Annotated in this window: 13 protein-coding genes; 5 read left to right on the forward strand and 8 right to left on the reverse strand. The window is 62.4% G+C overall.

Annotation, left to right across the window (positions count from 1 at the left end):
* Positions 1-130: 130 nt before the first annotated feature.
* Entirely contained in the window at positions 131-2,485 is a 2,355-nt protein-coding gene (locus ACP7D4_RS01090) for a penicillin-binding protein 1A (protein ID WP_426207549.1), read from the forward strand.
* Between the two features lie 38 nt (positions 2,486-2,523).
* Here the strand turns inward: ACP7D4_RS01090 and cyaY are convergent, their stop codons facing one another.
* The gene (gene cyaY / locus ACP7D4_RS01095) at positions 2,524-2,850 is read right to left on the reverse strand and encodes an iron donor protein CyaY (protein WP_426207550.1); all 327 of its coding nucleotides are present in this window, start codon (positions 2,848-2,850) and stop codon (positions 2,524-2,526) included.
* Positions 2,851-2,928: 78 nt separating this feature from the next.
* On the opposite strand from cyaY, the gene lptM reads away from it, so the two are divergent.
* Positions 2,929-3,063: an LPS translocon maturation chaperone LptM gene (gene lptM, locus ACP7D4_RS01100; RefSeq protein WP_426207602.1), complete on the forward strand. Its 135-nt coding sequence runs from the start codon at positions 2,929-2,931 to the stop codon at positions 3,061-3,063.
* Positions 3,064-3,068: 5 nt separating this feature from the next.
* Positions 3,069-4,346: a diaminopimelate decarboxylase gene (lysA, locus tag ACP7D4_RS01105; protein WP_426207551.1), complete on the forward strand. Its 1,278-nt coding sequence runs from the start codon at positions 3,069-3,071 to the stop codon at positions 4,344-4,346.
* 21 nt (positions 4,347-4,367) lie between these two features.
* On the opposite strand, the gene ACP7D4_RS01110 is transcribed toward lysA, so the two are convergent.
* From ACP7D4_RS01110 to ACP7D4_RS01135, 6 genes are all read right to left on the reverse strand, one after another.
* Positions 4,368-5,399, reverse strand: coding sequence for an Rpn family recombination-promoting nuclease/putative transposase (locus tag ACP7D4_RS01110; protein WP_426207552.1), 1,032 nt, complete (start codon positions 5,397-5,399; stop codon positions 4,368-4,370).
* 42 nt (positions 5,400-5,441) lie between these two features.
* Positions 5,442-6,065 (reverse strand): sulfite oxidase heme-binding subunit YedZ, encoded by a 624-nt coding sequence (locus ACP7D4_RS01115; protein WP_426207553.1) that lies wholly within the window; start codon positions 6,063-6,065, stop codon positions 5,442-5,444.
* A 4-nt stretch (positions 6,066-6,069) separates the two neighbouring features.
* Positions 6,070-7,044: a protein-methionine-sulfoxide reductase catalytic subunit MsrP gene (gene msrP / locus ACP7D4_RS01120; protein ID WP_426207554.1), complete on the reverse strand. Its 975-nt coding sequence runs from the start codon at positions 7,042-7,044 to the stop codon at positions 6,070-6,072.
* A 91-nt stretch (positions 7,045-7,135) separates the two neighbouring features.
* Positions 7,136-8,299, reverse strand: coding sequence for a c-type cytochrome biogenesis protein CcsB (gene ccsB / locus ACP7D4_RS01125; RefSeq protein ID WP_426101471.1), 1,164 nt, complete (start codon positions 8,297-8,299; stop codon positions 7,136-7,138).
* 25 nt (positions 8,300-8,324) lie between these two features.
* A complete protein-coding gene (locus tag ACP7D4_RS01130; protein ID WP_426207555.1) occupies positions 8,325-10,457 on the reverse strand; it encodes a cytochrome c biogenesis protein ResB in 2,133 nt (710 codons plus the stop codon).
* Positions 10,458-10,593: 136 nt separating this feature from the next.
* Positions 10,594-11,262, reverse strand: a complete 669-nt coding sequence (locus ACP7D4_RS01135; protein WP_426101475.1) for a c-type cytochrome — start codon at positions 11,260-11,262, stop codon at positions 10,594-10,596.
* 263 nt (positions 11,263-11,525) lie between these two features.
* Between ACP7D4_RS01135 and yihA the strand changes: the two genes are divergently transcribed.
* Entirely contained in the window at positions 11,526-12,242 is a 717-nt protein-coding gene (gene yihA, locus ACP7D4_RS01140) for a ribosome biogenesis GTP-binding protein YihA/YsxC (RefSeq protein ID WP_426207556.1), read from the forward strand.
* A gap of 23 nt (positions 12,243-12,265) precedes the next feature.
* Positions 12,266-13,279 carry a porphobilinogen synthase gene (gene hemB / locus ACP7D4_RS01145; RefSeq protein WP_426207557.1) on the forward strand — a complete coding sequence of 338 codons (1,014 nt, stop codon included), beginning with the start codon at positions 12,266-12,268 and terminating at the stop codon, positions 13,277-13,279.
* A gap of 62 nt (positions 13,280-13,341) precedes the next feature.
* Here the strand turns inward: hemB and ACP7D4_RS01150 are convergent, their stop codons facing one another.
* Positions 13,342-14,247 carry a hypothetical protein gene (locus ACP7D4_RS01150; RefSeq protein ID WP_426207558.1) on the reverse strand — a complete coding sequence of 302 codons (906 nt, stop codon included), beginning with the start codon at positions 14,245-14,247 and terminating at the stop codon, positions 13,342-13,344.
* Positions 14,248-14,334: the final 87 nt, after the last annotated feature.

The following is a 14,334-nucleotide window of genomic DNA, read 5'->3' on the forward strand; positions in this document are numbered from 1 at the left end:
GTAACCCAAGGAACATCATAGTTGCGCAGAGGCAAATTTCTTTGCGTGACAAGGGGCCACGCGGGCGCGCCGCGCTCCCCAGCCGTGCTTTATAATCAACAGCAACTTCTCAGCGAAAGATCCGACCCGCATGGCCTCTTCCAAACCGGACGCAACCTCCCCCTCCACCGGCGCGCGCGGCAAGCGCTCGCCCAAGCGCCTTGTCCTGCTGTTTCTGGGCGCGGTCACCGGCACCGCGCTGGTAGGATTGCTCATCGTCGTGTTCGCGCTGGCAATGGCCTACCCCAACCTGCCGGCGCTCGACACCCTGACCGACTACCGTCCCAAGATGCCATTGCGCATTTTTACCGCTGACGGCGCGCTGATCGGCGAGTTCGGCGAAGAGCGGCGCAACCTGGTGCACTTGAAGGACATTCCGGACGTGATGAAAAAGGCCATCATCGCCATCGAAGATGACCGCTTCTACGAGCACGGCGGCGTCGACTACAAAGGCTTGCTGCGCGCCTTTTTGCACAACGCGAGCAGCAGCGGCGCGCGCCAGGGCGCCTCGACCATCACGCAACAGGTCGCCCGCAACTTTTTCCTGTCGTCGGAACAGTCGTACAAGCGCAAGGCGTACGAGATCCTGCTGTCTTGGAAGATCGAAAAAAACCTGACCAAGGACCAGATTCTCGAGGTCTACATGAACCAGATCTACCTGGGCCAGCGCGCCTACGGTTTTGCTTCGGCCGCGCAGATTTATTTCGGCAAGAGCATCAAGGACATCACGATCGCCGAAGCGGCCATGCTGGCCGGCCTGCCCAAGGCGCCGTCGGCCTACAACCCCGTGGTCAACCCCAAGCGCGCCAAGACGCGCCAGCAGTACATCCTGCTGCGCATGCACGAGCTCAAGTACATTAATGACGCCCAGTTCGCCAGCGCCAAGGCCGAGCCGCTGCACATCAAGACCGACAGCGGCGAATTTGGCGTGCATGCCGAATACGTGGCTGAAATGGCGCGCCAGCTGGTCTACGAACAGTTCAAGGAAGAGACCTACACGCGTGGACTGAACGTGTTTACCACCATCACCAAGGCCGATCAGGACGCGGCCTATCTGGCGCTGCGGCGCGGGGTGATGGACTACGAAAAGCGCCACCAATACCGCGGCCCGGAAGCCTACATTGAGATCCCCAAGAACAAGGAGGACGCGGACGAAGCGATCGAGAACGAATTGGCCGAGCATCCCGACAGCGACGACATCATCGCCGCCGTGGTGCTGGCCGCCTCGCCGACCGAAGTAACAGCCGTCACGGCCTCCGGCGAGGAATTGAAAATCAGCGGCGCCGGCTTGTCCTTCGGCCAGGGCTGGCTGTCGGCCAAGGCCGCGCCCAACCGGCGCATCAAGCGCGGCGCGGTCATTCGCATCAGCCAGGATGGCGGCACCGCCTGGAGCGTGACGCAGATGCCGGAAGTGGAATCGGCTTTTGTAGCGAGCGACCCGACCGACGGCGCGATTCGCGCGCTGGTGGGCGGCTTCGACTTCAACCGCAACAAGTTCAATCACGTTACACAGGCATGGCGCCAGCCCGGCTCGTCGTTCAAGCCTTTTATATACTCGGCCTCGCTCGAGCGCGGGCTATCGCCGGCGACCATCATCAACGACGCGCCGATCTCGTTTGATGCCGGCCAGACGGGCGGCCAGGCGTGGGAGCCGAAGAACTACGACGGCAAGTATGAAGGGCCGATGAGCATGCGGCGCGGGCTGACCAAGTCCAAGAACATGATCTCGATCCGCATCCTGCAAAAGATTGGCGCCAAGTACGGCCAGGAATACACGACGCGCTTCGGCTTCGACCCGGAAAAGAACCCGCCCTACCTGACGCTGGCACTGGGCGCGGGCGCCACCACGCCGCTGCAGATGGCGGGCGCCTATTCGGTGTTTGCCAACGGCGGCTACCGGGTCAGCCCGTACCTGATTTCCAAGGTCAGCGACAGCAACGGCAAGGTGCTCTCGCAGGCCAATCCGGACAAGGCCGGGATCGAGGCGCACCGCGTCATTGACGCCAGAAACGCCTTCCTGGTCGACAGCATGCTGAAAGACGTCGTGCGCTACGGCACCGCGGTCAAGGCGCTGGCGCTCAAGCGCACCGACCTGGCTGGCAAGACCGGCACCACCAACGACTCGATCGACGCCTGGTTCGCCGGCTACCAAAACAACAAGCTGGTCGGCATTGCATGGATGGGCTACGACCAGCCCAAAAACCTGGGCAACAAGGAAACGGGCGGCGGACTGGCCTTGCCGATCTGGATCAGCTACATGCAAAAGGCGCTCAAGGACGTGCCGATGGAAGAGCGCGAAGTACCGCCCAACATGGTGAAAGTGGGTGAGGAATACTACTACGCCGAAAACCCGCCCGGCGCCGGCGTGCAAAACCTCGACACCGGAGCGCGCGGCACCCCGGCCGAAGAAAAGGTCAAAGACGCCGTCAAGAACGACCTGTTCTAACCTCTCCCCCGGGGTGTTGCTGCCCCGCCGAGGCCTTGTTACAAGGTGACGGCGGCGCCGCCCTGGGCGCTGGCCAGTTGCGACAGCGCGGCGTACAGCTCGCTGCCGTCGCGCGTGTTGATCCAGGCCCCGTCGACGTACTTGTAGTGGAAACCGCCCGCCTTGGCGGCCACCCACATTTCCTTCATCGGCGCCTGGCTGTTGATGATGATCTTGCTGCCATTGTCGATGAACTCGATTTCGAGCACGTTGCCGCTGCGCTTGCATTCCACGTCGATCACGTCCTCGTCGTTGAGCCGGTCAAGCGCCGCTTCGATGGCAGTCAGGGTCGTTTCAGCCAGGTCCAAAAATTCTTTTTCGCTCATGCTACACTCCACAGGTCTAATCCAACCGTGATTCTAATCGTGAAGTCTCCTTTTGCGCGCAATACCGGCATCGCCGCCGTGGTCTTATCGGGACTGCTCGCGGCCGGCTGCGGCCAACCCGGCCCGCTCTACATGCCCAAGCCGCCCGCCAAACCGGCGTCTGGGCAAGCGCCGTTTCCTCCGCCGCCAACCTCTCCTCCAGTACAACAATAAAATCTATGTCGCATTTTTTTCACCTTGACGGCGTGCTGCACGCCGACAGTACCCCCTTGCCCGCCATCGCTGAGCGCTTCGGCACGCCAACTTACGTGTATTCGAAAGCCGCCCTGCTGGGCAATTTCGCCGCGTTTGCCGACGCCTGCGCCGGGCGCGACGCGCTCGTGTGCTACGCCATGAAGGCCAATTCGAACCTCGCCATCCTCGACCTGCTGGCGCGCCGCGGCGCCGGTTTCGACATCGTCTCGGGCGGCGAACTGCTGCGCGTGATCGCCGCCGGGGGCGATCCGCACAAAGTGATCTTTTCGGGCGTGGGCAAGAGCGCCGACGAAATGCGCCTGGCGCTGTCGCACGATATTCTGTGCTTTAACGTCGAATCGATTCCCGAACTGCATCGCTTGAACGAGGTTGCCGGCGCAATGGGCAAACAGGCGCGCGTGTCGCTGCGCGTTAATCCCAACGTCGACCCGAAAGTCCATCCCTACATCGCCACCGGCCTGAAGGCGAGCAAGTTCGGCGTTGCCTTTGACGATGCGCTGGCGACCTACCGCACCGCAGCGGCGCTGGCGCACATTACACCGGTCGGGATCGACTGCCACATCGGCTCGCAATTGCTGGACGACGCCCCGCTGCTGCAGGCGCTCGACAAACTGATCGAGCTGGTCGACGCGCTGGGCGCCGAAGGCATCGTGCTCGATCACCTGGACATGGGCGGCGGCATTGGCATCAATTATGGTGAAGCAGGCGGTTCGGAACCGGTGCCGGTGAGCGACTATCTGGCCCGTGTGTTCGCCCGCATCGATGCCTGGCGCGCCGACAAGCACGCCGGTCGTGCGATCAAGGTGATCTTCGAGCCGGGCCGCGCCATCGTGGGCGACACCGGCGTGCTGCTCACCCGCGTCGAATACCTGAAACCGGGCGCCGAAAAGAACTTTTGCATCGTCGATGCGGCCATGAACGACTTGATGCGCCCTGCCCTGTACCAGGCCTGGATGGATGTGCAGGCGGTGGCGCCGCACGGCGGCGAAGCGGTGACTTACGACGTGGTCGGACCGGTGTGCGAGTCGGGCGACTGGCTGGCGCGCGACCGCCAGCTAGCTGTTGCCGAGGGCGACCTGCTGGCCATCATGCAAGCTGGCGCCTATGGTTTCACGATGTCCTCGAACTACAACACACGCGGCCGGGCGGCCGAGGTGATGGTTGACGGCGACCAGGTGCACCTGGTGCGCCAGCGGGAGCATCCGGCGGACCTGTTTGCGCTGGAATCGGTCTTGAAGTAAATGCCATCCGGCGGCCAGTGATCAGCTGTCCGCCGGAAGCGCCAGCAATGCCGCGATACTGGGCGTATCGCGCGCCCTCACCAGCAAGACGCCGAGCTCTTCAAGGGACGCCTGGTCCAGCAGCGTCAGCGCTGCCGGCGGGACGACCCCGAAGCGCCTGCCAAGGACGTCCTTTAGTGCCGAGCGCACGGAACCGGCCGCAAGTTCGCGACCTTGCTGCATTCCTTGCTGCATTCCTTGCTGCATTCCTTGCTCGATTCCTAACTGCAATCCCTGCTGACGCCCCTTGTCCTCGAGGTAGTCGGCCCACGTTTCGCATTTTCTGGCACCCATGTCGCTTTCCCTTTCGCCGGCAAGCACGGCAGGCATGTCGCTCGCGTTGAACTGGCGCGCCATCAACTGCTCCACCCAAGCGAGCACCGAGCGCCGCAAGGGTGCCTGCGCGTCCTGCACCAGCCAAGCTCCCAGCAGCGGTATAACCTTCTTTAGGACGTCCGGCACTTCCGAAAGTTCCAGCCGAAAGCGCATCGCAAGCACGCCGGGCTTTTCGGCCAACGCCTCCGGGTCGAGGCGCTGCTGGTCGATCAGCACGTAGCGCTGCGCCGCCTGGAAAGGTGCCAGCTTATCGGGGCCGTCCACAATCATCGTTGCCAGGTCAGTGGCCGCCGTCCATGCTGCGGCGCCGCTATAAAACACGAGCGGCAACACCGGCGGCAACAGCGCGCGTGGTGCCAGTTCTTTTCGTTTTACCAGATCCTGATAGAGCAAGCCAATATACACTTGCATGCGCAGCGCTATCCAGCGGTCTATGCCGGATTGGAACTCAAGAAGAATGTCGATGTAGAACCACTGCTCGCCTACCCTGGCGCGCCACACGATATCATCATGCCGTTCTAAAAAACGGTCGCTGACATAGCCCGGATTGACCCGCTCGAAGGCGCTGGGAGCGAGCGCTCCCAGGGCATGAAACTCGGTGAAATCGACAAGCAATTCGCGCACCAGTTCAGGATGCGTAAATAGGTATTTGTATCCAAGGTCGTTGGGGCCAGCCATCGCTCATCGGAACGCGCCCGACAAGGCCCGGCCTGTCGGGCCTCAAGCGCGCGCCGCAGCGAGCGCCTTGGCGCGGCTCCAGTACACGCGCAAGCCCAGCAGCACGGCCACGATCACGCCAAAAATGATCGGCTCCGTAAAATTATGCTTGCCCGCCTTCATCCACCAAAAGTGCAGGATGCCGAGCGGCGCGATAACATACATGAGCCGGTGCAGCCACTGCCAGCGCTTGCCGCCGAGCCGCTTGATCATGCCGTTGGTGCTGGTCAGCGCGAGCGGTATCAGCAACACAAAGGCGGCAAAGCCGACGGTGATGAAAGGCCGCTTGATGACATCCTTGCCCATCGCGGGCACGTCGAAGCCATGGTCGCCCCAAAAGAACATCAGGAAGTGCAGAAAGGCATAGAAGAACGCAAACAGCCCCAGCATGCGGCGCAGCTTGACCAGCCAGTTCCAGCCCGTGTAGCGGCGCAGCGGCGTGACCGCCAGCGTCAGGCACAAAAAATACAGCACCCAGTCGCCGGTGCCGCGCGTGACCGCTTCAACCGGCTCGACAAAGGCCCCGGTCGCGGTCAGGTAAAACAGGCGCGCGAACGGCACCAGCGCCAGCGCAAAGAGCGCGGCCTTGATGCCGGACAGCTGGCGGGAAGTAGGATTGACCGCCATCGCGTCAAAAGTTTTTCTTCAGGTCCAACCCCGCGTACAGCGACGCCACTTCGGGGTAGCCGTTGTACATCAGCGTCTTGCGCTTCTTGGTGAAAAACCCGTCTTCGCCAATGCGCCGCTCCGTCGCCTGCGACCAGCGCGGATGGTCCACGTTCGGGTTCACGTTGGAATAAAAACCGTACTCCGCCGGCGCCGAGACATTCCACGCGGTGCGCGGCTGCTCCTTGACGAAGCGGATTTTGACAATCGACTTGGCCGACTTGAAGCCGTATTTCCACGGCACCACCAGGCGCACCGGCGCGCCATTCTGGTTGGGCAGCGTCTGCCCGTACATGCCAAGGCCCAAGAGCGCCAACGGATGCATCGCTTCGTCGATGCGCAAGCCTTCGACATAGGGCCAGTTGAGCACGCGGCTGCCCACGCCCGGCATTTGCTTGGGATCGGCCAGGCTGATGAATTCGACGAACTTGGCATTGCCGGTCGGCTCCACCTTTTTGATCAGCTCGGACAGCGAATAACCCACCCAGGGAATGACCATCGACCAGCCTTCAACGCAGCGCAGCCGGTAGATGCGCTCTTCGAGCGGCGCGAGCTTTAACAGTGCATCGATGTCGAGCGTCATCGGCTTTTTGACTTCGCCTTCGATCTGCACCGTCCACGGCCGCGTTTTCAGGCGCCCGGCACTTTGGGCCGGCTCGTCCTTGTCCAAACCGAACTCATAAAAGTTGTTGTAGGTCGTAGCGTCCTTGAACGGCGTGGCCGTTTCCAGGATCGCGTAGGCGGGATTGCGCTTGGCGGCGAGCTTGGCAGCGGCGCCCTGCGCGAATGCTTCGCGATTGGCCATTTCCCAGATCGCGCCGCCGGCAACGGCGCCAGCCGCCATTTTGGCAATGAACGCGCGGCGCTCTTGGTACACGGCCTGCGGCGTAATATCGGATGCGAGGACGATCTCGCTACTTTTTGGACGTTTGATCAGCATGACTTCTCCGGGACAGATGGCATTTATTGGCTTAATAATACCCAACATACACCATCTGGCCCGATTCGGCTGACCGCCCGTGCGGCCGTGTTTACAGCTTGCCGTAGGAGTGCAGGCCCGACAGGAACATATTCACGCCCAAAAAGGCGAAGGTCGTCACCAGCAGGCCGATCAAGGCCCACCAGGCCGCCACGCGCCCGCGCAGGCCGCTCATCAAACGCATGTGCAGCCAGGCGGCGTAATTGGCCCAGACGATCAGGGCCCAGGTTTCCTTGGGGTCCCACTGCCAGTACGTGCCCCAGGCGTCGGCCGCCCACAGCGCGCCCAGAATCGTGGCGACGGTGAAAAACGCAAACCCGACCGAAATCGACTTGTACATGACGTCGTCCAGCACTTCCAGCGACGGCAGGCGGTCGGCCAGGCGTCCCGACGACTTGAGCAGGTAGGCCGCGCCGACCATGGCCGACAGCGCAAAGCTGCCGTAGCCGATGAAATTGGCCGGCACGTGGATCTTCATCCACCAGCTTTGCAGCGCGGGCAGCAGCGGCTTGATCTGGGCCGAATCGTCGCGCGCCAGCATATACCAGATCAGAAAGGCGACGGCGGCGACGATTACCAGCATCACGAACGGGCCCAGCTGCCAGGTGGCGTAGCGCGCTTCGTAGTACAGGTAGAACATGGCCGTGATCAGCGAGAACAGGATGAACACTTCATACAGGTTCGACACCGGAATGTGGCCCACGTCCACGCCCACCAGGTAAGACTCGTACCAGCGCACCATCATGCCGGTCCAGCCCAGCACCACGGCCGACCAGCACAGCTTGGAGCCGACCGAGCCGCCATAGTTGGCGCGGCTGAAAAAGCCGATCCAGTAGTAGATGGTGGAGAACACGAAGAGCGTGCTCATCCACAATATGGCGGACTGGGACGACAGCATATAGCGCAGGAAAAATTTGGTCTCGCCCCGGGCCAGGTCGCCGCCGTACATGGCGATCGACCACAGCGCCAGCAGCGCCACCACGGGCAGCAGCCAGCGCACCGGTTTCCAGTGCCAGCCGAGCGTGGCAAAAACGGGCGCGGCCAGCACCAGAATTGCCTTTTCGTATATATCCATGTACGCGCCAAAGCGCAGCAGCGCGAACAGCGCCGCCCCCAGCAGGCCGGCGGCGAACAGCCAGTCAACCAGGCCCAGCTTTTCGAAATAGCCGGGATCCTTGCGGTAGGTTTGCGGCGCTTGTTTTTGTGTCAATTCCATGGTGTTCTCCAGATGCACGGTCAGCTTACGCCGATTGCGGCAGCTTTGCTTTCAGGTCGTTAAATTCGTTTTCAAAGTCGAGCGTCTTGCGCTGGGTGCTCATGGCCATCAACGCGTGGCTGGCGCCCGGGTCGTCGTCGTCGTCGCGCAACCAGACCCAGACGCGCCGCTCGCGGATATAGAACATGGCAAACACGCCCAGCACCAGCAGCAGCGAGCCGAGGTATACCACGAACTTGCCCGGCGAGCGCGTTACCTGCAGCACCGACGCCTTGACTTGCACGAAGTCGTCGAGTTGCAGATACACGGGCGCGCCGTAGAAAAAGCTGTCGGACAAGGCATTGCTGGCCAGCTGCAAGAAGCGCCCGTGCGCTTCGTCCGGGCTCGCTTGCGGCAGGCCGGCCTGCTCGCGCGCCACTTGCCACAATTCCCACAGGCTACCGTTAAGAATCTTCATGAAAATGTCGGCCGCCTTTTGCTGCTCGGCCGCAGGAACTTTTTCCAGAAAGCGGGCCACGCCGGCGTAGCCGCCCGCTGCGCCGTCGCCGCCAAAAATGGCCAGGCTCTTGACGCTCGACTCCTGCAGCTGCGCGGCCAGCGCGGCCGAGGCGCCGTCGGGCGCGGCCGGCATGGCGCGTTTGGCGTAGCGCGCGGCGGCGGCCTTGCGCAAGGCCGGGTCGGCCAGGGCGGCGCGCAGGCGCATCCATTCCTTGACGGTGTGCGCGTCGTCGGCGGGAATGCGCAAGTAGCTGAAGGCATCGTTGGGATTGACGCGCATGCCGGCCAGGAACACTTGGGCGCCGTCGATGGTCACCGGCTGCATGTAGTTCTGGTATTCGCGCGCCTGGCCGGTCTTGTCGCGCAATTTGTATTGCACGCTCGGGCCGACGTTTTTCAAGTCCTTGTTCTTGCCTTCCTTGCCGGCCGAGCCGGAATGCTTGTCGAGCGTGGCGGATAACTGTTCGCCCAGGCTTTGCCGCTTTTCAACGCCGCGCAACTCTTCGGCGCCGCTGGCGACGTTTTCCACGTTGAAAGCGCGAAAGTCCGTCCATTCGACTTCATAGCCGCCGGGCACACCCGTCAACGGGGAAGACGCATTGACTTCGCCTTTAAACGCGAACGGCGCCTGGCCCACGCCCGTCATGGGAAAGCCGGTCAGCGTCAGCTTGGTGCCGCCGTCGCCAAAGCTTGACTGGTAAATCGCCACGCCCTTGTAGAGCAGCGGTTCGTTGACCTTGATGGTGGCGGCAAAGCTCTTGCCGGTTTCATTGTCGCGCACCAGCACGTCGCTGGCGAACAGCTTGGGCATGCCGGTCGTGTAAAAATCGACAACGAAGCGCTTCAGGTGTATCGTGAACGGCAACGGTTGCAACAGCACGCCGTCGGCGCGCTGGACGGTGGCCATGTCGCTCGACTCGCCTTCGGGAATCGAAACGTTGGCGCGATAGGTGGGATTGTTGATCCCCAGCCTGTGTTTTTCAGCAATTTCCGAAATCAGGCCGCCGCCCTGGAACGCCGTCTTGCCCAGCACGCGCTCCTGGAACTGGATCGGCAAGTCCGAATCGAGCATCCCACCCACCAGGATGATGATGATGGCGCTATGGGCGAAAATGTAGCCGAACTTGTTGGCGGCGCCCTTCTTGGCCGCCACCAGCGTGCCGTTCGGCTTGTCGACGATCTTGGTCCGGTAGCCGGCGTGGCGCAGCCGCTCGGCGCTCTGTTCGGCCAGTGCGGCGCGGCTCAAGGGCGCGACCCATTCGCTTTTATGGTGGAAATTGCGCAGCGATACTTCGCGCACGTTCAGGCGCCAGCTGCGCATATCCTTGATCATCTTGGGCGCGTTGCGGATGATGCAAAACGTCGTCGAGGCCAGCAGCAGCGCCAGGATCAGGATGAACCACCAGGCCGAATACACCGAATACAGGCCCAGCTTGCCGAAGATGTCGTACCAGAACGGGCCGAACTGGTTGACGTAGCTGGGCAGCGCCTCGTTTTGCTTGAGCACGGTGCCGATAATGGCGGCGACCATGACCATGACCAGCATCGTGATGGCAAAGCGCATCGACGAGACCAGTTCGACTGCTTCGGCCAGGGCGCGGCTGCGGCGCTTCGACGGATCGATGTTCAGCGTAATGCCGGTGGTGGCCGGGGTATTCATGCGGTAATGCTCATACGGTTTTATTTCCTGACGCCGTTCCCGGCTCAACGCCGAGGATATCAACAAAAAGGGCAGCCTGCTTGCGCCGCTGCCCTCGATCACTGCCTGCCCGCGCCCGGCGCGGCGGCCGGTGGTGCTACTTCAAGCCGGCGATGTAGTCGGCCACGGCCTTCATTTCATCGTCGGACATGCGCTTGGCGATCGTCATCATCATCGGACCGTTCTTGCGCGCGCCGCTCTTGAAACTTTGCAGCTGGGCTACCGTGTAATCCTGGTGCTGGCCGGCCAGGCGCGGGAACAGCGCCGGAATGCCGCTGCCGGTGGCGCCGTGGCAACCTGCGCAGGCGGCCACGCCGGTGGCGGCAATCCCGCCCCGATAAATCTTTTTGCCGAGTTCGACAATATCCTTGTTCTTCGCCGCGCCCTGCTTGGGCGCCTGCGCCGCGACGTAGGCGGCGACGTTTTTCATGTCCTCGGGCGTGAGCATCTTGGCGTAGGCCGTCATGATCGGGTTGACGCGGTTGGGCGTGGTGAAATCCATCAGTTGCTTGACGATGTAAGGGCCGATCTGGCCGGCCAGCTTCGGGTTGGTGGCGATGGTCGAGTTGCCGGCCGCGCCGTGGCACGAGACGCAGGCAGGCAGGCCGCGCGCAGCGTCGCCATTGTCGTACAGCGTGGCGCCCTTGGCCGGATCCGCCTTGGCAGGGGCCGCAGCGGGGGCGTGCTCGTTGGCCGAGGCAAAGCCGGACACTGCCAGGGTGGCAACCAGCAAGGATTTCACTAAGGAAGAAAAAGCACGATTCATTCAAACACCCTGAGACAAGTCAAAAATTAGTTTTATGAAGGAGCTACCGGTGGGGAGCTGCTGCGATGATCTACACTATTCGGTACTGCGCGGTACTGCGCGGTACTGCGCGGTACTGTATTCGGTGCTGCCTGTACTGCGAACGATCTTGCTAGCGCGCTATGGCTTTTGCGGCGCAACAATTCGTAACCCCTTATTGTACAATAGCTTTCTCGGGTTATCGCCCCCTGTTGTTCCAATTTCTTGCAATTTCTGCCCATTCCATGTCCAAACTCTGGCAAGCCCGCTTCTATACGACCGTCAACCAACTGCGCGATCTGCCCGATACGCAGGCGCCTGAAATCGCCTTCGCGGGCCGTTCCAACGCGGGAAAATCGACGGCCATCAATATCCTGACCAACCAGAAGGGCTTGGCGTTCGCCTCCAAGACGCCTGGCCGTACCCAGCACATCAATTATTTCTCGGTCGGCGGCGCCCACGTGGGACAGCACCGCAAGGACGCCACCATCGTCGAGGAAATCGAGGCGCTGCTGGTCGACTTGCCCGGCTATGGTTACGCGGAAGTGTCCGGTTCGGCCAAGCTGCACTGGCAAAAGCTGCTGGGCGACTACGTCCAGCGCCGCGAACAGTTGGCCGCACTGGTCTTGATTATGGATTCGCGCCGCCCGTTCACCGAACTGGACGTGCAGATGCTGGAATGGTTCGCCCCCACCGGCAAACCGATCCACTGCATCCTCACCAAGTCCGACAAGCTTAACCGCAACGAATCGACCAATGCGCTGCGCCAGGCGAAAATGATGCTCGCCTCGTATGTCGACGAAGATGGCGAAGGCTTCCCGTTCACCGTGCAACTGTTCTCGGCGCTCAAGCGCGTGGGCATCGACGAAGCGAACGACAAGATTATCGATTTGCTGGGATTGACGGCCGTGCCGGCCGACCCGGATGCGGTGCTGGTCGACCCGGTCGACAGCGACGACTAGCCTTTTTGCAAAGTGGATTTCTGATGCCCAAGCTGCCAGCGCACGCCTACCCCGCCTCCCGTCCCCGCCGCATGCGGCGCGACCCGTTTTCGCGCGCCATGATGCGTGAAAACACGGTCACCGCGTCCGACCTGATCTACCCGGTGTTCATCCTCGACGGCGCCAACGTGCGCCAGGCTGTCGCTTCGATGCCGGGCGTGGAGCGCCTGTCGGTCGACCTGCTGCTGCCGGTGGCCGAAGAGTGCGTCCGGCTGGGCATTCCCGCCATGGCGCTGTTTCCCGTCATCGATGCTTCCCTCAAGACGGCGGACGGGATCGAGGCGACCAATCCGGACGGGCTGGTGCCGCGCGCGGTGCGCGCATTGAAGCTGCGCTTTCCGGAACTGGGCATCCTCACCGACGTCGCGCTCGATCCATTCACCAGCCACGGCCAGGATGGCTTGATCGACGAAAACGGCTACGTGATCAATGACGAAACCGTCGCCATGCTGATTCGCCAGGCGCTGTGCCAGGCCGAAGCGGGCGTGGACATCGTGGCCCCGTCCGACATGATGGATGGCCGCATCGGCGCAATCCGCGATGCGCTGGAACAGGCGCGCTTCATCCATACCCGCATCATGGCCTACTCGGCCAAGTATGCGTCCGCCTTTTACGGGCCCTTCCGCGACGCGGTCGGCTCGTCGGGCAACCTGGGCAAGAGCGACAAGAACACCTACCAGATGGATCCGGCCAACAGCGACGAAGCCTTGCGCGAAGTGGGCCTGGACATTGCCGAAGGCGCCGACATGGTCATGGTCAAGCCCGGCATGCCGTATCTCGACATCGTGCGCCGCGTCAAGGATGAATTCCAGGTGCCGACCTTTGCCTACCAGGTCAGCGGCGAATACGCGATGCTCAAGGCGGCCGCGCAAAACGGCTGGCTCGACCACGACAAGGTGATGATGGAAGCGATGATGGCGTTCAAGCGCGCCGGCGCCGACGGCGTGCTGACCTACTTTGCGCGCGATATCGCGCGCCTGCTCAAGGCGCGCGCTTAGCACGCTCGGGGACGGAACGAGCCGCCCTGCGAGGCTCCTTACGAGCCGCCCTGCGAGGCTCCTTACGAGCCGGCCGAGCGGCGGTAGCGCGGGAACAGCTCCTGGTACAAAAAGTTTTCCAGCTGCTCGGTGTCGGCCGGCCGCACGCTGAGCGTGAGCTTCTTGTTCAGGCGCTCCGAATTCCATTTGACTTCTTGCGCGTTGCCCTGACGCATAAGCTGGACCATCTTCTTCACGCACGCCGTCTCGATGTCGCGGTGCAGGCCCAGTTCAACTTCGACCCGGTCCAGCACGCGCCGCTTCTTGACCGTATCCCAGCCGCGAAAATCCAGGTTGGCCGCGTTGAACGAGAGAATCTTGGCGCTGACGCCCGTTTCCTCATCGTCGCCGCGGCTCTTGCCGTTGGCCGCCGCGATATTTGCGCGCGCCAGCCGGTTGCCGCGGTCCGCTTCGCTTTCTTCTCCGTTCTGGGCGCGTTCCTGGGCGCGCGCCGCCTGGCGTGCGGCAATGCGGGCCGACATGTCTTCGGCCGGTGGCACCGGGTCCGGCTTGGGCGGCTCGGGCGGCTCCTGCTTGACCGGCTTTTCTTCGGGCAGCGTGATGGTGTCGGGCAGGCGCTGCATCACCACCACTTCGGGTTTGCGCGCCTTGACCGGCTTGGTCGGCTTGGTCGGCTTGACGGTGCTCTTGGCTGGCTCGATGCGCTTTGGCTTGCCGGGCAGCGGCCGAATATAAGTGATGTCGGTGCCGGACGCGGGCACCGGGGGCTTTTCTTCGACGCTGCGAAATACGTACAGCAGCAAGAGCAACACGTGCAACAGCACCGCGACCACCAGGCCCGTACTGCTGACGCGCTTGTCCCCATAGCTGAGCACAGGGCGCGCCAGTTGCTGCCCGCAATGGGCGCAAGCGCCGGCGTCATCCGGCGGAGAATGGGAATGGTCGCGCAAAATAGGCTTAGTTTCCAAAAGGAATTATCGATTGATGCTGGTCCGTGCCGGAGTCTATACTTTTTGCGCGTATTGCGCACGAGCGCAGTCACCCTGAGCAGCTAT

It is taken from the genome of Massilia sp. TWP1-3-3 (genome assembly GCF_049897805.1).
Lineage (GTDB): Bacteria > Pseudomonadota > Gammaproteobacteria > Burkholderiales > Burkholderiaceae_D > Telluria_A.